This is a genomic window from Streptomyces montanus (assembly GCF_005786655.1).
GTDB lineage: Bacteria > Actinomycetota > Actinomycetes > Streptomycetales > Streptomycetaceae > Streptomyces > Streptomyces sporangiiformans.
In genome coordinates this window covers 73628-93802 of the sequence record NZ_VBZC01000010.1, presented here as the reverse complement: position 1 = coordinate 93802, position 20175 = coordinate 73628, and the positions used below count along the sequence as shown (strand labels likewise).

The 20175-nt window shown below is 68.6% G+C and carries 18 protein-coding genes; 8 read left to right on the top strand and 10 right to left on the bottom strand.

Annotation, left to right across the window (positions count from 1 at the left end; all coding sequences use genetic code 11):
• Positions 1-29 precede the first annotated feature (29 nt).
• The 5 genes from FE633_RS11085 to FE633_RS11065 all read right to left on the bottom strand — a co-directional run bounded on the left by FE633_RS11085 (position 30) and on the right by FE633_RS11065 (position 5287).
• Positions 30-1385: a hypothetical protein gene (locus tag FE633_RS11085; protein ID WP_138044961.1), complete on the bottom strand. Its 1356-nt coding sequence runs from the start codon at positions 1383-1385 to the stop codon at positions 30-32.
• On the bottom strand, positions 1382-2146 hold the full coding sequence (locus FE633_RS11080) for a hypothetical protein (protein ID WP_246113554.1): 765 nt from the start codon (positions 2144-2146) through the stop codon (positions 1382-1384). The genes FE633_RS11085 and FE633_RS11080 overlap by 4 nt, the downstream gene beginning before the upstream one ends.
• 38 nt (positions 2147-2184) lie before the next feature.
• A complete protein-coding gene (locus FE633_RS11075; RefSeq protein ID WP_138044960.1) occupies positions 2185-3189 on the bottom strand; it encodes a Gfo/Idh/MocA family protein in 1005 nt (334 codons plus the stop codon).
• A 71-nt stretch (positions 3190-3260) separates the two neighbouring features.
• A complete protein-coding gene (locus FE633_RS11070; protein WP_138044958.1) occupies positions 3261-4337 on the bottom strand; it encodes an NAD-dependent epimerase/dehydratase family protein in 1077 nt (358 codons plus the stop codon).
• A 26-nt stretch (positions 4338-4363) separates the two neighbouring features.
• Entirely contained in the window at positions 4364-5287 is a 924-nt protein-coding gene (locus tag FE633_RS11065; protein ID WP_138044956.1) for a class I SAM-dependent methyltransferase, read from the bottom strand.
• Between the two features lie 275 nt (positions 5288-5562).
• Here FE633_RS11065 and FE633_RS11060 point away from each other — a divergent pair, with 275 nt between their 5' ends.
• Positions 5563-6897 carry a helix-turn-helix domain-containing protein gene (locus FE633_RS11060; protein ID WP_138044954.1) on the top strand — a complete coding sequence of 445 codons (1335 nt, stop codon included), beginning with the start codon at positions 5563-5565 and terminating at the stop codon, positions 6895-6897.
• Between the two features lie 41 nt (positions 6898-6938).
• Here the strand turns inward: FE633_RS11060 and FE633_RS11055 are convergent, their stop codons facing one another.
• Positions 6939-7832 carry a glycosyltransferase family 2 protein gene (locus FE633_RS11055; RefSeq protein ID WP_138044952.1) on the bottom strand — a complete coding sequence of 298 codons (894 nt, stop codon included), beginning with the start codon at positions 7830-7832 and terminating at the stop codon, positions 6939-6941.
• A 995-nt stretch (positions 7833-8827) separates the two neighbouring features.
• Here FE633_RS11055 and FE633_RS11050 point away from each other — a divergent pair.
• A complete protein-coding gene (locus FE633_RS11050) occupies positions 8828-9019 on the top strand; it encodes a hypothetical protein (RefSeq protein WP_138044951.1) in 192 nt (63 codons plus the stop codon).
• Between the two features lie 57 nt (positions 9020-9076).
• Here the strand turns inward: FE633_RS11050 and FE633_RS47115 are convergent, their stop codons facing one another.
• Positions 9077-9238, bottom strand: a complete 162-nt coding sequence (locus FE633_RS47115) for a hypothetical protein (protein ID WP_171059896.1) — start codon at positions 9236-9238, stop codon at positions 9077-9079.
• A gap of 564 nt (positions 9239-9802) precedes the next feature.
• Here FE633_RS47115 and FE633_RS11045 point away from each other — a divergent pair.
• Entirely contained in the window at positions 9803-10519 is a 717-nt protein-coding gene (locus FE633_RS11045; protein WP_138044950.1) for a class I SAM-dependent methyltransferase, read from the top strand.
• Between the two features lie 194 nt (positions 10520-10713).
• Here the strand turns inward: FE633_RS11045 and FE633_RS11040 are convergent, their stop codons facing one another.
• On the bottom strand, positions 10714-11754 hold the full coding sequence (locus FE633_RS11040; protein WP_138044948.1) for a tyrosine-type recombinase/integrase: 1041 nt from the start codon (positions 11752-11754) through the stop codon (positions 10714-10716).
• A gap of 407 nt (positions 11755-12161) precedes the next feature.
• Here FE633_RS11040 and FE633_RS11035 point away from each other — a divergent pair, with 407 nt between their 5' ends.
• Both FE633_RS11035 and FE633_RS11030 read left to right on the top strand, forming a co-directional pair.
• Positions 12162-13034: a radical SAM protein gene (locus FE633_RS11035; protein WP_138044947.1), complete on the top strand. Its 873-nt coding sequence runs from the start codon at positions 12162-12164 to the stop codon at positions 13032-13034.
• Positions 13027-14196 carry a methyltransferase domain-containing protein gene (locus FE633_RS11030; RefSeq protein WP_138045065.1) on the top strand — a complete coding sequence of 390 codons (1170 nt, stop codon included), beginning with the start codon at positions 13027-13029 and terminating at the stop codon, positions 14194-14196. Before FE633_RS11035 ends, FE633_RS11030 begins: the two co-directional genes overlap by 8 nt.
• A gap of 67 nt (positions 14197-14263) precedes the next feature.
• Here FE633_RS11030 and FE633_RS11025 read toward each other — a convergent pair whose 3' ends face one another.
• Both FE633_RS11025 and FE633_RS11020 read right to left on the bottom strand, forming a co-directional pair.
• Positions 14264-14701, bottom strand: coding sequence for a hypothetical protein (locus FE633_RS11025; RefSeq protein ID WP_138044946.1), 438 nt, complete (start codon positions 14699-14701; stop codon positions 14264-14266).
• Positions 14702-15065: 364 nt separating this feature from the next.
• Positions 15066-15575, bottom strand: a complete 510-nt coding sequence (locus FE633_RS11020; protein ID WP_138044945.1) for a helix-turn-helix domain-containing protein — start codon at positions 15573-15575, stop codon at positions 15066-15068.
• Between the two features lie 425 nt (positions 15576-16000).
• Between FE633_RS11020 and FE633_RS11015 the strand changes: the two genes are divergently transcribed.
• The 3 genes from FE633_RS11015 to FE633_RS11005 all read left to right on the top strand — a co-directional run bounded on the left by FE633_RS11015 (position 16001) and on the right by FE633_RS11005 (position 20084).
• A complete protein-coding gene (locus FE633_RS11015) occupies positions 16001-16393 on the top strand; it encodes a hypothetical protein (RefSeq protein ID WP_138044944.1) in 393 nt (130 codons plus the stop codon).
• A 138-nt stretch (positions 16394-16531) separates the two neighbouring features.
• Positions 16532-17836, top strand: a complete 1305-nt coding sequence (locus FE633_RS11010; RefSeq protein WP_138044943.1) for a hypothetical protein — start codon at positions 16532-16534, stop codon at positions 17834-17836.
• A 286-nt stretch (positions 17837-18122) separates the two neighbouring features.
• Positions 18123-20084, top strand: coding sequence for a phage tail tip lysozyme (locus FE633_RS11005; protein ID WP_138044942.1), 1962 nt, complete (start codon positions 18123-18125; stop codon positions 20082-20084).
• Positions 20085-20175 lie beyond the last annotated feature (91 nt).

The window sequence follows — 20175 nt, the reverse complement described above, 5'->3', positions numbered from 1 at the left end:
TTTGCCGGGAGTGAAGTGGAGTGGGTGGGTTACGCGGGTGTTCCGGCCAAGGCCGGGGTGTGCGCGGGTGCGGCCGGGGTGGGGAACGCCGCGCGGCCCAGGGCAGTCCCGCGCAGGTCCATCAGCCGCGGGACGAGGATCAGGTCGAGTTGCTCGGTGGGATGGAGCAGACCGCGCTCGCAGGTCTCGGCCACCCACGCGGTGCAGGTCGCGTGGGGGAAGGCGAGGTTGATGCCGATCTCGCCCTTGGGCAGCACCCCGTTGAACGGGGCCGCGATCTGCTCGCGGTTCCAGTAGCCGTACACCTCGGTGGCCTTGGCCTGCTCGAACACGGCGAACAGGGCCGGGTAGCGGGGCAGGGTCCGCATCTCGCGGAAGACGAGCTGCCCGGCCAGCTGCGGGGCGGCGCCGGCGAGGGCGTCGAAGTCGGTGGCAGCATCCTGGAAGGTGATGGCAGCCGCGTCCCGGTCCGGGCCGAGAGCAGCGCACGCGAACAGGTGGGCCAGTCGGCGCCGCGTGTGCGCTGTGGCGCCGGGGTCGAGGCCGGGCTCGATCTGTCGGATCAGGTCTAGGAGCTGGGCGTGGTCGGGGTTGAAGCGCGCCAGGTCGAACAGGCGGCCCATGGTTGCGACCGCAGCGAACGCCAGCTGCTTGTAGAGGCGGTTGTTCATCTCCCCCAGCTCGGCGCACGCCTGCGTGAGGGGGCTGGTGGAGTGAAGGAGCAGGTACTCGCTGAGTGCCTCGAAGTAGAGGTATCCCAGGAACGGAAACTGCGGTACGGCCGCGGCGAGTTGGTTGAAGAAGACGGTCTCCGATGTGGTGCGGGTGCCGCAGGCCTCGGCGAGCAGCAGGTCGAGGATGCCGGCCGCCGCTCGGACCCGCTGCACGGCCGCGTTCCGGAGCCGGGCGTCTTCGGCCTCGATCAGGAACGACCGATAGGTCCGGTAGGTGCGCAGGTGGATTCCGCCGAGGCGGAGGTAGTTCAGGCCCTTGGCAGGGGCCGGCTGCTCGGGACGGATTTCGAAGACGAGGGTCTTCGTGTCCGTCTTGGTCTCCAGGAGGTACGCGCCGAGGTTGTGCGGGCGCAGGCCACCGGTGACCGGGGTGAGCGGGGCGCAGTACAGGGCGCCGACAAGGCAACCGGCGGCACCGTAGAGCTCGCCGGTGGCACGGATGGCGTCCAGTGCGAGGGTGGTGTGCATGAGGTGGATCGGCCGGCCGCTGGTGAGCGTGCCGATCATGGTGTTGTCGTGCAGCAGCCGGCCGTGCGGAGCGGCTTGCAGGGCGGCGAGCCAGTCGTCGGGGCTGTCGGCGAGCCCGGCCGGGCCCCGGAATGCCGTGCGGGCCCCGAAGTCGGTGTGTGCATAGTCCCATTCGGTGCTCACGGGCGGGTCTCCTCCTCAATGAGAGTGGCCAGGGCCTGGCTGAGCGCGTCGCGGTGTCCGGCGCCGTCGAGGCGGGCGCGTTCGCTGTGGACGACCAGACTGTGCGCGAAAGGCCCCAGCCAGGAGGGCAGTTCGACGCGCAGGCGTACGGGAGCGGGCCACCATCGCTCGAGTGGGAGCCGGTAGCGGTCCAGACAGTCGGCTGCCTTGAGCAGGTCGACCAGGTGCGGCGTCCGCTCGTACCCCGCGGTGTGTTCGGGCGAGAAGGCGTCGTAGGGGAGGTTGTGCACGGCGATCGCCGTGGCCGCGGCGGCGCGCAGTTCAGGTGAGACGTCCTGGTCGAAGGCGGCCAGGACGGCCTCGGCGTGCTCGGCGAACCAGGCCGCGCCCCGCTGCCCGTGGTCCGGGTCGGCGCGGTCGTCGTGCCGCTGGCAGTCGTGGACGGCCGCAGCGGTGCACAGCGCCGCGGTGTGCTGGCGGTCGAGCCGGTACTCGCGGGCCAGCAGGAAGGCGAGGACGCACGTGCGGGCGCCGTGCCGGACACCGTGGAGGGAGTCGGCCAGCCGCGGCTCGGCGAACCACGTCTCGTCGGGGACGAGCAGCAGGATCTCGTCCGCGGCGAGCGCGGGCCCGCCCGGGACCGCCGGCGGCGCGTTCGCGGCGATCCAGTCGAGCGTCGGCGCGTCCATGACCTGGTGGTCGGACAGCAGACCGGCGGCGGCCAATGCCCGCAGACAGGACGGCGGGACGCGGTCGGGCATCGTGTTCCTCCTTCCAAGACCGGGTGTGGGAGCAGCGGTCAGGTGAGCGCGGGCTGGCGGCTCAGGACGTGGACGGTGGCGCCGGTGCGCGCCGCCGTCAGCAGGGCCTCGGTCGCCGCGACGGCGGCCGCGCCCTCGCCGAGGGTGACCAGGCCCCCGGCATCACCGCCGAGCAGCGCGTCCCGCATCAGTTGGTGCTCGAGGGTGAACGGCGCCGCCCGCTCAGGCAGGACGATCGCGCGCGCGTCACCGGCAACCACGCCGGGGAACAGGCCGGAAGAGATAGTGGTGGCTGCGTTGGTGTGGTGGGTGAGGGTGCCCGCGACGGTGTCGGCGGTCAGGACACCGGTCGCGGTGTGTGCCTGGAGGGTGCGGTGTTTGAACGGGGTGATCCAGTCGGCGTGGTGGTGGGCGAGGATCCCGCCGCGCAGATACGAGGTGGCGGTCGCCGTGTCCTCGTGGGGTCCGGCGATGACGCAGGCGGCCGCAGTGACCGTCTCCACAGGTTGTCGGGCGAGCCAGGAAGCGAGGTCGACGTCGTGCACGAGCAGATCGAAGGCCACGCCGACATCGCGGACGCGGCCGGAGTAGGGGCCCTGGCGACGGGTGGCCAGCTGCCACAGGTCGCCGAACTCGCCAGCATGCAGGCGGCGGGCGAGCTCGGTCAGTGGGGCGTGGTGGCGCTCGCTGTGTCCGACGGCTGCGAGGGTGCCGGCCTGCTCGAAGGCGTCGCTGATGCGCCAAGCCGCTTCGGCCGATGGGGCGAGCGGCTTCTCGATCAACGCGGGGACACCGGCGGCAGCGAGGGCCAGGGCGCACTCTTCGTGGGCGGCGGTCGGCGTGGCGACGACGCAGTAGTCCAGGCGCATCCGAAGCAGGTCCCGGACGCTGGTGACGGTCGGCAGGCCGGGGAAGGCGGCCAGCCGGGCGGGGTCGGGGTCGGCCAGGGCGACCAGGGCGACGCCCGGCAAGGCGGCGAGGGTGCGGGCATGGACGGATCCGGCCCAGCCCAGGCCGACGACGGCGGTACGCAAAGTCTTCACCACAAGGGCTCCCAGAGAAAGGCGGGTCGGTGCCGGGCCGGGCGCGTCAGGTCTACCGGCCCGGCACCGAGTCACAGGGCGGCCGGAGCGGGGGCGCTCCAGGCATCGATGCGGCTGGCGCTGGTCTCCGCGCGCATCCAGTCGGGGATCGCGTTCGGCGTGGTGCGCACCCACTCCACGTAGCGGGCGATCCCGTCCGTCACCGTCGTATGCGGACGCCAGCCCAGCACGGTCTCCATGCGGCTGGTGTCGGCGCACGCGCCGAGCGGGTCCTGCGCGACGCGGGGAGCGTCGAGGATCGCGGCGTCCGGGAAGTGGGCCCGGACGTGCTCGGCGACCTCGTGGACGGACGTCTGGGTGCCGGTGCCGAGGTTGAGGATCTGCTCGGCGGCGCCCGGGGCAGTCAGGCAGCGCGCGATGGCGGCGGCGACGTCGTCGCGGCAGATGAAGTCGCGGACCTGGCGGCCGCCGTTGTTGAGCAGGAGCTGCTGGCCCAGGGCGGCGTACATGGTGAACTGGGCCACGACCCAAGAGGCGGCGCCCGGCTTGGGGACCTGTCCGGGCCCGTAGACGCTGAAGGGCCGCACGATCGTGAAGTCCCGGCCGACCGCGCCGAGGATCTGGCGGGTGTGGCCCTCGGCCCACAGCTTGGCGTTGGCATACGGGTTGAGCGGGTTGAGCAGCTGGTCCTCGGTGAAGACACCTTGCTGCTCCGGGCTGGCATGCGGGTCGCCGTGGCCATAGACCTGGGCGGTCGACAGCAGGATGAAGCGGCGCACGCTACTGGCCGCGACAGCGCGCAGGACCGTGTCGGTGCCGGCGAGGTTGGAGTGGAAGGCGGTCTGCGGATCGGTCGTGCACCCGTGGACGGTGGAGTGTGCGGCGGCGTGGATGACGTAGTCGGCGTCGGCGACCAGGCTGCGGACGAGGTGCTCGTCGCAGATGTCGCCGACGGTCAGCTGCGGATCGCCGGGGCCGGTGCCCAGCAGGGTGAGCGTGGTGGGGCCGTAGGCGCTGAGGTTGTCCAGCAGGGCACAGGTGGCCCCGGCCTGGTCCAGAGTCTGGCGGATCGCGGTGCCGATGAAGCCGGCGCCGCCGGTGATCAGAACGCGGGCGCCGTGCAGTCCGTCGTGAGGCTGTGGCGTCACGGAAGTCTCCCTGTCGGGTAAGGGGGTCAGGAGCAGATGAAGGTGCCGGTGTACTTGGTGAGGGCGACATAGCCGGTCTCGTCGATGACCGCGTCGACGCGGTCACGGACACGGTCCTCGAGCTCGGCGAAGAATCCTGACGGCAGGCCGTCGCCCGGTTTGCTGCCGGCGCACAGGTAGTTGCAGGCTCGGTAGAACGCCATGAAGGGGTCGGCCTTGGCGAACTGCAGCTGGTCCTGCCAGTCCTGACGGTCGACCGTTTCGAAGTACGGGTCGAGCTGCTCGGCGCCGTTGGCCAGGGAGATCCGGGCCTTGGGGGTGGCGCGAAACAGGTGCATCGGGGCGTTCATGGCGCGCAGCGCGGCGAAGTGGATGTCGTACAGCTCGACCATGGAGTCAGGCCGGTCGGTGGTGAGCAGGAACCGGCCTCCCGGTCGCAGGACACGTCGGACTTCGGCGAAGCAGGCTGGTAGATCGGTGACGTAGTGGGTCATGTAGACGGCCATCACGCGGTCGAAGCTGCGGTCCGGGAAAACCGACAGGTCGTCCGCGCTGCCTTCGACGAAATCGCATGGGGTGGCCACCCCATCCAGACGTTTGCGCGCGGCTTGCAGGATCGCGGGCGCGATGTCGAGGCCGACCAGGTGGCCAGCGGCGAGGTGAGGCCGGATCCGTGCCAGGATCTCGCCATTTCCGCAGCCGAGGTCCAGCAGCTCCTCGTTGCCGCGCAGGTCCAGCGTGTGGAGCAGGTGATCGTGCAGGGCCATGGGGCTGGTGCGGAAGCGGTCGTGGGCGAGCTGTTTGACGTCGAGCTTGCTGGCGTCCGTGAAGTAGCTGTCCCGCGCGTCCTCGGCCCGGAGCACGAAGTGATCCTCGGGGATGACTCGAGCTGCCAGGTCCTCCAGCTCAGGGGTGCGGAAATCCATGTTCGGCCTGGCGAGGATCGACATGACGACGTCTCCGATCGCGAAGCAACCAGCTGTGACTTCCAGGCGGTTCACTGAGGGGCCGGCTTCGCGGGCGAGGCGGCCGGGCCAGTTCGGCGCCTAGTGGGCGATGCCAACCGTGGTGCGTGACAAGGACGCCCGGAAGCGATGCGGGCCGTGCCCTCCGCGTGCGCTCAGGAGCACCGTTGGAGCACTGGCCCGACGGCTTCCCCGGCCCTGGGCGAGCCGGTACCGTCGCCCGGATATCGCTCTGGCCGCAGGCTGACGCAGGAGGCGCAGTGCCACGGATTTACCGGCTGATCTACGCCCGTGAGGTCCGCAACTGGAAGCGGCCGGATCTCGCCCGTGCCCTGCGGAGGTTGAGCAAGGAACGTGGATCGCCTCTGGGAACGGCCCCGTCCGGCGTCTTACGCTGGGAAGAGGAAGGCCGAAGGCCCGACGGCCTGACCCAGAGGCTGCTGGCCGAACTGTTCGGCATCGACCCCGCACTCGTCGCGATCCATCCGTGGCCCCACTGGCTCGACTTCGATCCTCTTCAGCAGTGCGCCGACTTCCCCTGGACCCCGCGCGGCGCCCTGGACGCCCTCAAAGACACCGTCGGGAGTAGCTACATGCATCGCCGGTCCTTCATCTTCAGCTCGGCGGCTCTGACCAGCTCCCTGTTGTCCTGGCTCACGGCCGACCCGGCAGCAGCCGGCGAACTCGCCAGCGGACGTCGCATCGGCGCGTCCGCGGTCACCGCGATCGAGCGCCGGGTGCGCGAACTGCGCCAGACCGACGACGAAGACGGCGGCGGCACTCTACTCAGCCAGACTACGGCCGTTAAGGACGTCGTCACCGACCTGTTGGAGAACCGCAGTTACTCCCTGGCCCACGAGCGGCGGTTGTTCGGCGCCGCCGCCGACCTGGAGCGGATGCGCGCCTGGGCCATGTTCGACGTCGACGGCGTGTGCGACGACCGGGTCTTCCAGGCCGCCCTGCACGCCGCGCACAGCGCCGACGACCCGGCACTGGGTGCGCACATCCTGACCTTCTGGGCCGCCGCCGCGTACAACTGTGACCGGCCCACCGATGCGGAGACCTTGGCCTCCACCGCGCTCGGCGCGGTACGGGGCAGGGCAGCGCCCCGCGTCGAGGCTCTGGTGTACGCCCGGCGTGCCCGAGCCCGCTCGCATCTGAAGGCCCCGGGTTGCTGGTCCGACCTTGACCAGGCCGAACGGCATCTGCACCAGGCTGACCTGAGCCCCGGCGAGGAGCCGGAGTGGGCTTACTGGTTCGACCACAGCGAGTTCCAGGGCTCCCGCGCCTCCAGCCAGCTGACCATGGGACGTGCCCAGGACGCCGAGGCCACCTTCGCCGCCGCCGCGAAGGCCTTCGACGGGAGCGCCGTACGCACCCACGCCCTCTACCTTGCCCGCCAGGCCGATGCCCAGCTGCAGCAAGGTCACCTCGAGGCGGCCTGCAGCACCGCGCACCAGGCCCTTGATCTCACCGACCAGATCAGCTCCCACCGCACAGTGGCACCCCTCCAGGACCTCGCCCGGGCCATGTACGGGCACCAGCACATTGCGGCCGTCCGCGATCTGCGCGAGCGCATCGCCACCGTGGGCTGACCGTGATCCGCGCGGAGCCTGACTCCGTTCGATCAGCCTAGTCAGACGATCGGGGGCCGTCCGGCGCGCGTCAGCCGCCACACCGTGCGCCACGACATCGGCCGACGCTCGCCGTGCCCGCCCCGCAGGCCTTCCGCGAACCCACGGAACCAGACCCCGAGACTGCCCGACGTGCGGAACCGGTACACGCTGAGCACGACCCAGACCGCCAAATAGACCGGCACCAGCGGGGCCGGCAGACGGCGCAGGGCCACCCAAACCCGGTTGCGGGCCACCATCCGGTAGAACGGCTTGTGCCGGGCCGGATTCGTCGCGGGATGGTGCACCTCAATGCCGCCGGCGTACCAGCCGACCCGGCCGAGATCCCACAGCCGCCACGACAGGTCCACACCCTCGTGGAAGAGGAAGAAATGCCCAGGCCAGCCGCCTGCCGCGGCGAAGTCAGTCCGGCGTACGAGCACGATCCCCTCGGCCATCACCGTCACCACGCCCGAGCGGCGCGCGTCACCCGAGCGCAGCCGCGGAACCCACCGACCGAGCGTCTCGCCCGTCGTCGGGTCGGCGATACGCGGCTGCACGTAGGCGGCGTCCGGGTGGCGGTCGAACTCCTCGATCAGCCGCGTGAGCGTGTGCGGGTCAGGAAGGACCGCGTCGTTGTCGAAGAACAGCACGAACTCGGCGTTCCCGCAGGCCAGGGCTTCAGTGCCGACATTCCGGCCCTCCGGGATGCCTGTGTTCGTTGGGAGTGTGACGCTTTGCACTCCGTCCGGGACATAGTCGGGCCGAACGCCATTGCCGACGATCACCAGACGCAGATCAACGCCCTGCTGCGCGAGGACGGAGTCCATCGCGTCGCGGAACTCGCGATCCCGGTCGTTCATGGTGAGCACCACGACGTCGACAGCACGTTTGGCGGCTGCTTCTTCCCTGCTCACCGTTGTCCCTATCGTTCGATTTCGGCGCCAAGGCGGCCCACCATGCGCGGCACGGGGGGCAACCGGGAGGACCGTCGCACCAACCGTCCACCGCGGCCGCGCGACCCCCGAAAGCGTATCGCCCGCAGCAGGTCCAGAAGTACTTCACGTGATGCAGCAGTGGCGCAATCCATAACGTGACGTGAACAGATCGAGATGCCGCCATCGCACGAGGGCACGATCAGCGGCATGACGCTGCAGCCCGCGGCCTCCACCAGCCGTCCTCCGGGCCCTCCGCCCGGTCCGTCACCCCGGCGCCCTACGACTCCCCGGCCGCAGATTCTCCCGGGCGATTTGAGCGCACCAGCGTGTCTTTCCCACGGCGATCACCGGGAAGCCATCGAGGGACTTCACGACCTCCCCGAGGTGCCAGGCGGAGCGGTCACCTCGCCGCTGGGCACGGGCGCGCGGCGCCACGGGGCTGTCGCAGGCCGAACCGTCGAACGGACCGAACGATCCCCTGGGTGCGGCGCGGAGTACGCGGATGACACCAGCGCGGACGCCAACCTCGAAGGTGCTGATGCCAGCCGCCTGTGGGTCCGTTCGCAGGTGCGCCGCTCCGGTCGGCGCCCGGGCCAGACGGCACTTCAAGCCACCTTGGCGGGCGCCCAATTCCGGGCTGGGCCGCGATAGTTCGAAATCCTTTCTTCCGGCTTTGCCCCAGGTCACCGGCCTGCACCAGCGCGGCTGGCCGGCGCGCCGTCCACGTTGACCGCACGGCGCACAGCGAGTCAGAATCGGTGCGAAAATCGCAGCAACCGCATTGCCACCTGTTGCAATCGCAGGGCAATCAAGTAGTCTGGGGATCAAGGCAGCACCCGATGGTGCTGCCGATCCAGGCAGATGCCAGACCGTTAGACCCGCAAGGGTCACGGGACGAGGGACGGACTCGATCGGAGCTCGCCGCGCAGGGCGCGGACGCACGAGACATCTCAGCGATGAACGAGAGGTCTCCGATGTCGGCTCCATCGACACTGAAGATCCGCGAGTCGGACCTGCTTCCGTCTGTCGAGCCGGTCGACGCTTCTCGTTCCGATGGGCAGGTCGAGGAAGACCTCGACGTGTTGGCGGCGAAGCTCGTCGCCAACTGGCCGGAGGTCCCCGAGGAGCGCAAGGCCGAGCTCGGCCGCCTCCTGGCTGGCCCCTGATACGAGTGCAACGAAAACTCCCCGGCTCACCGGGGCGTTTTCGTGTGTGCGCTCAGGTCAGCGCAGGCCGTCTGCATCGTCGTGCTCTTCGCCGACTGGGAGTAGCCGACGGTCGTCCCCCGGGTCCTCGCTGTAGATGACCGCGGAGACCGCTCTGTCGTAGGCATCGTTGAGGCCGTTGCCGCTTGTGCCGAGCATGTTCTCCCAGTCGATTCCCATGACTACGAGCCTAGACCGTATGGAGAACCGGCGCCTCGCTCGCAGGCTGGCGCGGGTTGCCGCCACTCTGAGTGACGGTAGAGCCGCAATTGCGGGATGTGCGGTCATGTTCGATCGTACGTACCCTCACGCCGTCCGTCGCGAGGAGCACGGACCGACACGCCCGTGCGGACTCCTCGAGTCGGCAAAACAGACGGAAAGACAGTTTGTCTTCTCCTGCGCCTGGCGGCCTCGTGTGCTCATTCCCTGCCTCCGCGCGGCGGGCGTTGGCTACGGTGAGCCGGTGGCGACGATGGAGGGCCTGCGCCGGTGGGGCTTGCCGCGATGGCAGTAGACGGCGCGGACTGGCGTGTGCTGTGGCGGGTTCACTCGCCCATCACGGACGCGGCCCCGCTGTCCTCTTCGCCGGGACCCCCTGCTCCTGCTGACTCGGGTGAGGGATCGGCCGGGGCGGCTGTCGCCGGCATCGAGCGCAGACTGACGGACGGTCCCCACAAGGTGGTTGCCGCGACGGGACTCGTCAAGGCCCCCTTCCCCCTCCCTCAACGCCTGACCAGGAGCAGCATGCACAGTTCAGAGCACGAAGCGGCGAACACGCGCGCCTGGACGGTCTACGGCCAGCATCACCTCCGGCGAGGAACAGAAGTTGCCGACGTCGACCGCCTCACCTGGGGATTCTGGCCCAGCGGGCCCGGCGCCGAAGTCCTCGGCGACCTCTCCGGCCGACGCGTACTCGACCTCGGCTCCGGGCTAGGCAAGTTCGCCGCCTACCTGGTGCGCGAGCACAACGCCATGGTGGACGCCGTCGAGTCCTCACCCACCCAACACGAGCGCGCCGTCGCCCGGTACGGCAGCCTGCCCGGTCTCAACCTGATCCACGCCGACGCTGTCGAACACCTCAAGCAGGCTGAGCCCTACGACGTGATCTACTCCGTCCACGGCGTCGCCTATATCGACCCACACCGCCTTCTCCCCGCTCTTTGCAACGCACTGAAGCCCGGTGGCCGCCTCGCCTTCTCCGTCCTGCACACGAATTCCGACGGCCGCGGCCCCTCACCGAGCGTCGCTCCACGCCGGGAAGTGCTGCCGCTGGCTGGCGGCGACCCACTGACCGTCCAGATCTGGACACTCTCACCGACGTTGTGGGAAGACCTCCTCGTCGACAATGGCCTTCTCGTTGACCGGATCTACGTCCTCGACGCGCCCGATGAGGGCAACCGTGTCTCCGTCCGTCTCTTTCGAGCGCACCGCCGCGCCTGTGTCAGCAGCAGGCGCGAGTGAACCGATGCCCAGCGCAGGGGCGGCGCCACCATGATCCGTTACTGCTCGCGCTGCCGACCGGGCGCGCACTGGTTCCATTCCGGAGCCCGGTTCACGCCGGTCCTGAGCAAGACCAGAGCCGCGCAGCTGGTGTTCGAGATGGGAGCGGCTCGGGGCCGACACAGACTGCCGGGAGCCGCCGACGCCTCTCCCCCTTAGCGCCGTATCGGCCGGGACTTGAGACGCGTTGCGCGGGTACGCGGCCGCGCCTGCGCGGGGCGCTGACGGGACATCGAGCGGCGCCGCTCGACATCCTTCTTGTCGATGGCGGCCAGGTGCCGGGCGACGGCCGCGCTGGACGGCTTCGTGTACCGGCGGTGCAGGGTCCGCGGGTCCTTGTGGTTGCTGATCTGCTGGAGCATCGGCGTGTCGGTGCCGTCCTCCGACAGGTGCGTCAGCCGCGAGTGCCGGAGCTGGTGCAGGGTCAGGAACTCGAAGGTGACCTCGTCGCCGGAGAAGCCGAGCGCCGTGGTGGTCGCCTTGAAGATCTCCTCGGCCCGGTTGTACGACAGGCGGCACCGGTCGCCGGGGCCCCGGTCGGCGCGGTCGCGGTCCCGCCAGTTCCACGGCCTCACGTCGGTGAGGAAGATGGGCCCCTCGGTGCGATCGCCGATCAGCTCGACCAGCAGGGCGGTGCTCAGCTCCCCGAAGTGCAGCCACTTGATCCCGCCGCCCTTGACGCGCACGCGGGCCCGGCGCCGCTTCGGGTCGAAGTCGGGGATGTTCAGCTTCAGCAGGGCCTTCGCACGGGAGCTGGAGTCGTACATCGACCGCCACAGGGCCCGCTCGCGCAGCGGGGCCGTCTCCGGCTCCCACAGCACGTCCAGGTCCTCGCGGTCAACGGCCTTCGTGTCGTCCTGGTCGACGGTGCGCGACGTACACCGTGGCGGTAGCTTCACGTCGGCGTACTCGGCCAGCACCCGCACCCACTTCAGGAACGAGGAGACGGCCGCCCGGTTCGCGTTCCACGTGGCGGCCGCGCGCTGGCCCCACAAGGCCTTCAGTGCCCGGAAGTAGTCCTGCCCCGAGACTATGGCGAGGTCGCGCTCGCCGGCGCCGAGGAAGGCGCTCACGCGCCGCAGGGTGAGTTCGTATTGCCGGTACGTGCCCGGCTTGTCGCCAAATCTCTCGTCCAGCCATTCGCGACACGCTTCGTCGAGCGTGACGCCGCACGGGTCCGCAGCCACCGCCGTCATGATCAGGAGCCTACCCAATCACCGGAGTAAATTAGCTATTTACTCCGGTAGTGCTGTCAGCGCCAATCTCCTGCCAATGTCTGCCCCGCTCCGCCCGTCTTCGGGGTGGCTTTGTTGAGCCGCAGTGGATCGTTCAGTTGCGCACGAAAGAGTTCAGTGGACGGTTCGACCGTCACGCCCGACTGTTCAGTCGGCGACGACAAGTACGCCGCGCACGCCGGCGGACGGAGCGGACTGCCCCCCCCGTCCCCGATCACGCGCCGCCCCGCACCCTCCCCGCGGAGGCGGAGGTACGAGACCGGACGGGGGCCGCAACATCCGGCCAGTCGTGGAAGGCCATCACGTCGCGCACATCAAGTAGGCCCAAAACCACCCGGGTTGTATGCGCCGACCTCTACTCTCGGGGCATGACGATTGCTCCGGAGGCCCCCACCAAACTGCGGTTCCTGTCACTGGAGATCACCGGCCGCTGTCAACTGTCCTGCCCGTCGCTTTGCTACGCCAAGTCCGGGCCGAAGCGGGATCACGGCAGCATGACCGACGACGACTGGAACAGGATCATCGACGAAGCCGTCGCCCTCGGCGTCGAGAGCATCCAGATCATCGGCGGCGAACCCACCATGCACCCCGCGTTCGCCCGGATGCTCCAGCGGGGAATCGACGCAGGCCTCCGCATCCGCGTCTACACCAACCTCCTCCGGGTCCGCGAAGAGCACTGGCGACTGTTCGAGCACCCCAACGTGAGCCTGGCGGCGACCTACCACAGCACCGTCGCCACCGAGCACGACGAGGTCACTGGGCGAACCGGGTCACACACGGCGACGCGTGCCAACGTCGTCGAGGCCGTACGACGCGGCATCCGGCTGACCGTCGCAGTCCTGGACGGAGGCGACCCCGAGCGCGCTGAGCAGGCGCGCGCCGAGTTGCAGGCCCTCGGCGTCCACAAGGTCCGAGTCAGCCAGGTACGCGCCGTCGGCAACGCGGCGGGCACCGTGCTGCCGTCCGTGTCATCCCTGTGCGGGCAATGCGCCAATCAGAAAGCTGCGGTCCTTCCCAACGGGCAAGTAGCACCGTGCGAGATCGGTCGGTTCCTGACCGCGGGCAGCGTCAAGGACGTGTCCCTGGCTTCGGTACTGGGCAGTGACCGGTGGGCCGAGGTGGCGGCCAGCATCCCCCACCGTCTCGACGCTACCCTCTGCCCGCCGGACTGTGCCCCGAACGACGACTCGGCCTGCGGGCCGGACAACAGCGGCCCGTGCGGGCCGGCCGATGATGAGTGACATCGGCCTGGACTGGGAGGCCCACGCGCGTCGTCTGGCTGACGACCAACACCTGCGCCCGGAATCGCCCTGGTGGGGCCCGGTCACCTCGACGCCCCGGCACATCTTTGTTCCGCACTGGTGGGAACGGGGCACAAACGGCCGGGTGGTCCGCCGTGGCACCGACGACCCCGACGCATGGCTCAAAGCGGCTTACAGCAACGACACGCTCGTGACCCGCCTGGGAACCCTGCACGCCGATCACGCAGAACTGGGCACGGTCATCCCGTACGGAACGTGGCCGACGTCCTCCTCGACCCTGCCCACTCTCGTCGTCACCATGTACCGGCACGCGATGCCCGGCGACGACTCCCGGATGCTGGTGACGACCGGAACTGGCTATGGCACCGCCCTCGCCTGCCGCCGGCTCGGCGACAAGCAGGTGATCAGCGTCGACATCGACGACTACCTCGTCCAAGCCGCAGCCGACCGCCTCAGCAGCATCGGACTGCACCCGCACACCACCGTCTGCGACATCACGAAGTCTCTACCCGACCAGGTCGACCGCATCGTGTCCACCGTGTCGGTGCGGCCCATCCCGCCCTCCTGGCTGACCGCACTGCGCCCAGGCGGACGGCTGGTCACAACCATCACCGACACCGGGCTCATCCTCGTCGCCGACAAGACGAAGGACGGCGGCGCACACGGCTTCATCGCCAACGACAAGGCGTCGTTCATGAGCGTGCGCCACGGCGACGACTACCCCCCCGCCCCCGACAACGCCGGCCTGTGGGAGACCGCGCAGAACGCAGAAGGCGAGAGCGTCACCACGGGCCGCTATCCGGTGATGCGGGTGAGCGACACGTGGGATGTGCGCTCCACCCTCGAACTCACGGTTCCCGGCATCGAGCACCGCATGGACGTGGGCAAGGACGGCACCCGCACCGCCTACATGCTGCACCCGGACGGCTCCTGGGCCCGCGCCGAAGCATCCGGACGCCGGGAGCTGCCCACCGTCCAGCAGGGCGGCCCCCGCCGCCTGTGGGACGAGCTGGACCGTATCCGCACCTGGCTCGTCATCGACGGTGATCTACCTGTCTCCGGCGCCGCGGTGCGCATCGACCCGGACGGCACCTGTCACCTCAAGCGCAGCGGCTGGTCGGCAACCATCGCCCCACGGTGAGCGCACTACTGCGGCGGGCCGGCCACCCTATGACCACCAGGCCCTCACCAGCCGGGAGCCCGAGACACTAGACAGTACCGGGCGGCACGGGCGCGCCACGCCTGCCGCACCCACGTCCCGCACCGTCGTCGCGGCGGCGGCTGTCGCCTCCAAGGAGCAGCGTTCCGGCGTACGTTCCAAGGAGGCCGGCAGCCTCGCCGCCCAGCTGCTCGACGCCCCCGTCCCGATCCGCCGCGAGGCGTTCCGTCAGTTCGGGCACGCCGACCAGGCGCAGATCGTCACCGAGGTCTAGCGGGAGACCGGCTCCCTGTACGGCCTGTGGGCCGACTCCCCGAGCGGTTTCATCAAGGACGTCCTTGGCGAGTCGCTCCGGAGCAAGCAGCGCGAGATTGTCGACGCGATCCCGCTGTACAAACGGACGATAGTCCCGGCGGGCTTCGGCGTCGATGCACGGCATCCACGGCACCCCGAAGTTCCCGATCGTCGTGGACGAGGCCGGCGGCATCGCCCGAACGATCGGCAACGGCATCGGCCTGGCGGGTCGTACTGCCGGCCGCCGTAGCGGAACTGCGGGGTGCCGGTGAACTGCTCGTCGTACGCGTCCACGAGCTGCTGCAGCGTGGTGCCGAAGAAGTCGGTGTCGAGGTCCTGGACCTGCCAGTCCTTCGCCTTCGGCCACGGCCCCTCCTCGGCGGCCTTGAGGATGGATCCGTCGGCGTACGGCTTCCACAGTCTGCGAGCTGGTCACGTCACTCAGGCAAGGCGGAACGGCGCGAGCACCGAGGAGATCATGCGGGCCGGCCGGTGACGGAAACCCGAGACGGTGGACGACTACGACCGGGAGTTCAACCCAGCCGCCCGCAACAGCGTCATGCGCCTGGGTCTGTGACCTCTCCGGCCGAGTTGTTGCGGACATCACGCATCCGGGCGTCGAGAGCGGCCTGGGTCTCAGGGTCGAGCTCGTAGTCGCCGGCGGTTTCAGGGTTGACGTCCAGCGCGTGAGAGCGGAAGGCCTCCCGCTCGGCGGAGAGCTGCTGGATGGTCTGGGTGATCCGGTGGATCTCCTGGCGCAGTCTCTCCCATTCCTGCTCGGCAAGGGCGAGCTTAGCGAGCTGGTTCTGGATCTCAGCCTCGTTCTCGCGGGCGTAGTTGTCGCTGACCAGTGTGACCAGAGGGACCCCGAGAGCCTCGGCAGCGGTGACCGCCTCGTCGAGCCTGACCGCGCGGGTCTGCTGCTCGATGCGCGTGATGGCGGTGGAGTCGACGTTCGTGCCGAGCAGTGCGGCCATACGGCGTGCCAGCTCTGCCTGGCTGATGCCGAGGCGTTCGCGTTCTTGACGAAGTCGGCGGGCGAAAAGGTCCCCGGGCAGTGGGTTCATGGCGGTTTGGCACTTCCTGGTCAAGATCGCGATCGACGGGGTGCGTGAGGGTGGCCCGCCTCGAAATCGAGCAGGCCAGCGCCGCAGCAGTGCTGGAGCGGCACATTACACATCTCGCACTGCGGATTCCACAGGCGTCCGCCACGGCCCTGCGGTCGCGCGTCGTGATGCCGATTCGCCTCGTTTCCGAGTCCTTTTCTGCTCTTTATCGATAGACCCTTTCGTATGCCCCTGTGACTAGTCATTTGAATGGGGTAGATTAGTCACTGCGGATGCGCACGTATACGAGCCAGCGGGGAAGTCGACAGCATGTCACCGACCACTCCGGCTTCTATCACTGCCCGTCCGGGCGGGCGAGCTGCGCTTGTTGCCTTGTGACTCACTGTCATGCCACCGAATGATTCGAAAGGCGAGAGGAAAGAACCATGACGAAGATCTACGAGGCAGCCGTCCTCACACAGGCCTCCCTGCCGAGTGCAGCCTGGGACCTGACCAGCTTCCTGCAGAACGCCAAGTCCCAGATTCAGCTCTGGGGTGGTCTTCTGCTCATGCTGCTCGGTGCTGTCGGCCTGGTCTGGGGCGGTGTGCTCCTGGTCAAGAAGTTGATGGCCAACCCGCAGTCCGCGGGTCATCAGCAGAGCTGGGGCACGATCGCGCTCCTCATTCTCGTCGGCGGAGCCCTGGGCACCGGCGGGTGGTCGCTGATCTCGACGGTCGGTTCCGGCGGCCAGCAGACCATCACGGACCTCGGCGGCGGCACGGTGATCGTCCAGAACGTCGATCAGTTCAGCAGGTTCCTGAGTGGCCCTTCCAAGTAAGAGGCCGTCACAGACCGCGCACACGACCGGGGACAGAGGCGTCGAGCGAACCGGGTCGGTTGAGGTGCAAGGCCTCCTCCGGCCCGGTTCGCCATATCCGGGCCCGCAGCACGGTGCAGGCACGAAAGAGAGCAGAACATGGGGATCAAGGACAAGGCGCTGGCCTTCAGCAGGAAGTTCAAGCTCGACTCGCACCACGCGATCGAGCGTTTTGGGGTGTTCTTCGGCGTCTTCGCGGTCACGGGCGCGATCGTGATCGGCGCATCGGGGGTCTCGGCGTACCAGGCGGGGCGTGACTCGCTGTCGCAGACGGCGCTGTACACCAGCGACTTCAAGACGTCGAAGACGAATCTCGACGGCACCGTCGACGGGATCTACACCAACAAGAGCGGCAACAAGGCGCTCGTGATGATGCACTTCAGTCCGACCGCTCAGATCTCGTACAACGCCGCGGACTACAGGGCGTTCCTGCTCGGGTCGGACACCTCGCTGAACAGCGAGCCGGTCAGCACCAGCGGGATCAAGGGCTCCTTCTACGCCTTCGGTTCGACCGGCTACGTCGGGGTCCTCCTGAACGCCGACCGGCCCTTCGACCGTCAGGTGTTGAACCTGACGGTCCGTGCGAACGCCGAACTCACCACGCCCGGAGCGGAGCAGGCGCACAGCAGCGGCAAGCTGGCCGGCGACGAGACCTTCTCCAAGTACGACCAGTGGCGGGTCTTTTTCAACCCCGGCGCGTCCGGGGTCCAGAAGATCGCGGCGCTCGACGCTCTGACCTTCGACCCTGCGCAGGCCTACTACGAGGTCGCGCTCAAGGAGATGGAGGCCGAGGCCAGGGACGCCCTGGACCAGAAGCTCGTCGAGATGCGCACGAATCTGACGCAGATTCAGTCGTACACCTCCGACCTGCAGACGACGAAGATCGACGGCCTGTTCCTGCGTCCGCCGACCGTTCCGGTCTCGATTGCCACCGACAAGATCACGGGCGTCTCCGCGGCTGCGGCCAAGGACGGCGTCTCGACGCTGGCGCTGCAGACCAAGCACGTCGTCCCGGGCGGCTTCGACCTCAACTGGCGTGCAGGCAACGTCTACGACGGCTACCTCGACGCCCTGGTGCCGGCCGGTCAGAGCTATGCCCAGTTCTTCACCAAGAAGCGTGACGAGGGCTCGGATCCGACGAGCCAGCAGATCTCGGACATGCAGTGGATCCTCTCGGACGGCACCAGCCTCACCAAGGACTACCAGTCCTCTGACGTGACGATGCGCCCGCTCATGAACATCATGAACAACCTTTCACAGGCGTATCAGAACTACTCCCGGAACAAGTCGCAGTACGAGTCCGATCTATCGCTCGACCTGCTCCGACTGGACGTGAGTCTGCGGGACGTGCAGTCCAACAGCACCATTCGCGACGACAAGGACTTCCTCACCACTCTCCATTGAGTGCGGCGAGGAAGTGACGCATCCCGCTACCTGGCGTTGATCCGGAAAGGAAAACGACATGGCCACCGACAAGCCAAATCGGAGTCCCAGGAAGGGGACGACGAAGGACCAGCCGAGCACGTCGGTGAGTCAGGCGATGCCCCGGCAAGGTCGCGGGACCAAGAGCCTCGGCCCCGAGGAGGGCATCGAGAAGCCTCCCGAGGGCAAGGCCAGCGTGCCCAAGCAGCTCCCGGGGCCGGGAGCTGCTTCTTCTGGTCCTTCTGGCGCGGCGAACACTGCGCCGAAGATGCCGGATGCGGCAGACACCGCAGAGACCGCAGGCAAGGCGGCCGGTGCCGCGAATGCCGGGTCGAAGATCAAGCAGGGCATGAACGGCGTCGCCGGGAACATGGCCGGAGGCGCGGCCCAGAAGGCGATCGAGGGAGACGGCAGCAGCGCGACTCGCCGTAACGCCGGGCGTTACGCAGGAGCTGCCGTCTCCGGTGCCGTGGCCGGCGCACAGGCTGGCGGGCTTCCGGGAGCCGCCGTTGGCACAGCGAAGAACGTCGGCGTCGAGGGGGCCCAAGACGCGGTCAAGGGCGTGTCCAAGGTCACCGGCGGCAGCCCGGACGCCAAGCCGGCCGACCAGCGCGAGCTGGGTGCCGGCGGCACGGGCTACGAGCGCGGTGCGTCGAAAGACGACGAGGGCCTGGGCTCGAAGGCGGCCAAGGGCGTCGCCGTCGGCGGTGGCGCGGCTGCTGCTCCGCCGGCCATGGGCGTGGTCATGGCCATGGCCTTCCTGAACTGGTTGAAGTCCATGTTCTTCGCCGCCATGGCGATGGCCGTCAACGCAGGGAAGCTGCTGTGGACGCTCATCGTCAACATCGCCAAGGCGGTCGGTCATGCGATCGCTGCGCCGTTCATGGCGATCGGCAGCTTTATAGCCAAGGGGGCCGGCGCGGTCCTGGGCGTCACCGTTACGGCGACGACGACCTCTGTAGCGGCAGCCATGTCGGGCGCGGTCGCGATGACCGCCACCGTGGCCCTGTTGGGCACGGTCTTGACCGGCGTCCTCAACTCGACGGCGCTGACCGAGGGCAGCATCGACGCGAACGGGACGGCGTGCGTCGTCAACGCGGGTAGCGTCGGCAACGGTTCCGGGGCCACCGTCCCGGCGGACGTGGAAAAGAACGCCAAGGAGATCTACTCGGTACTCAGCAGCTGGGGGATGCCGAAGGAGAACATCGCGGGCATCCTCGGCAACTGGTCGCAGGAGTCCGGGATCGACCCGACGAGCGTGCAGAACTTCCCCACGGGGACGTATGCCATGACCGCCAGGAAGGCCAGCGCCGCACAGAACACGGACAACGGCATCGGTCTCGGGCAGTGGACGTTCGGCCGCAACACGCTGCTGCGCCAATACGCGAAGAGCAAGGGCATCGACTGGTTCACGATCAAGGCCCAGCTGGCCTTCATGGTCGACGGGGACAATCCGGGCGATGTCACGGTCTTCAAGGACATGCTCAAGACGTCGCAGGGCTCCCCGCGTGCGGCCGCGCTGCACTTCCACGAGAACTGGGAGCGCTCGACTGACGGCGCGGCGGGGCTCACCGCACGAGGTGACAACGCCGAGATGTGGTTCGGCAAGATGAGCGGCTGGTCGGTCGACAGCTCGATCGTGGGCGGGGTCAAGAACATCGTCGGCGGGATCATCGAGAACATCGGCAACGGCATCAACACGATCCTGGGCAACTGCAGTACCAAGGGCGGTACTTCTGTCTCATTGAAGGACGGCGGGATGACCCAGGAAGAGGCTCAGGCCCTCGTAGACCTCTTCAACAAGGAGGGCGACAAGTTCCTCGACGACCGCTACGGCGACCAAGGTGGTCCTGGCTCGTGCGGGAGTAATCACGCGCAGAACTGCACATCGTTCTCGACCTACTTCGTGAACAAGTACACGACGTTCCAGACCTACCCGGCCGGTGACGGCAAGGAGACGGCGTACACGATTGCCAGGGTGACCGGCAAGCAGATGTCCTCGACTCCGACGGCCTACTCGGTGGGCTCCGCCCCGGGCAGCACCCCCGCCGGCCACACTCTCGTGGTGCTCGGCATCCAGGGCGACAAGGTCATCCTCGGCGAGGCCGGCTACTGCGCTTACATGGGTCGGGTTCGCGTCGACAGCGCGGCGCGGATGGCGGCCGAGGGCTGGAAGTTCGTGGACATGTCGGATTCGATGCTCCCCTCCGGCAAGATCAAGACGGTCTGATGCATTGCATCTGATCTGGGAGTGAGAAGCCGGTGCCGGGCGATCTGGGCACCGGCTTCTTCATGTCCGGTGCAGGCCCTGCGTGCCGGCT

Bases quoted from the DNA above. Each gene is read 5' to 3' on its own strand.
- FE633_RS11035 (WP_138044947.1), top strand. From the start codon at position 12,162: ATGACGATTGCTCCGGAGGCCCCCACCAAACTGCGGTTCCTGTCACTG.
- FE633_RS11065 (WP_138044956.1), bottom strand. From the start codon at position 5,287: ATGTCGATCCTCGCCAGGCCGAACATGGATTTCCGCACCCCTGAGCTG.
- FE633_RS11020 (WP_138044945.1), bottom strand. From the start codon at position 15,575: ATGAACCCACTGCCCGGGGACCTTTTCGCCCGCCGACTTCGTCAAGAA.
- FE633_RS11050 (WP_138044951.1), top strand. From the start codon at position 8,828: ATGTCGGCTCCATCGACACTGAAGATCCGCGAGTCGGACCTGCTTCCG.
- FE633_RS11005 (WP_138044942.1), top strand. From the start codon at position 18,123: ATGCCGGATGCGGCAGACACCGCAGAGACCGCAGGCAAGGCGGCCGGT.
- FE633_RS47115 (WP_171059896.1), bottom strand. From the start codon at position 9,238: ATGGGAATCGACTGGGAGAACATGCTCGGCACAAGCGGCAACGGCCTC.
- FE633_RS11015 (WP_138044944.1), top strand. From the start codon at position 16,001: ATGACGAAGATCTACGAGGCAGCCGTCCTCACACAGGCCTCCCTGCCG.
- FE633_RS11025 (WP_138044946.1), bottom strand. From the start codon at position 14,701: ATGCCGCCGGCCTCGTCCACGACGATCGGGAACTTCGGGGTGCCGTGG.
- FE633_RS11030 (WP_138045065.1), top strand. From the start codon at position 13,027: ATGAGTGACATCGGCCTGGACTGGGAGGCCCACGCGCGTCGTCTGGCT.
- FE633_RS11080 (WP_246113554.1), bottom strand. From the start codon at position 2,146: ATGCCCGACCGCGTCCCGCCGTCCTGTCTGCGGGCATTGGCCGCCGCC.
- FE633_RS11040 (WP_138044948.1), bottom strand. From the start codon at position 11,754: ATGACGGCGGTGGCTGCGGACCCGTGCGGCGTCACGCTCGACGAAGCG.
- FE633_RS11010 (WP_138044943.1), top strand. From the start codon at position 16,532: ATGGGGATCAAGGACAAGGCGCTGGCCTTCAGCAGGAAGTTCAAGCTC.
- FE633_RS11045 (WP_138044950.1), top strand. From the start codon at position 9,803: ATGCACAGTTCAGAGCACGAAGCGGCGAACACGCGCGCCTGGACGGTC.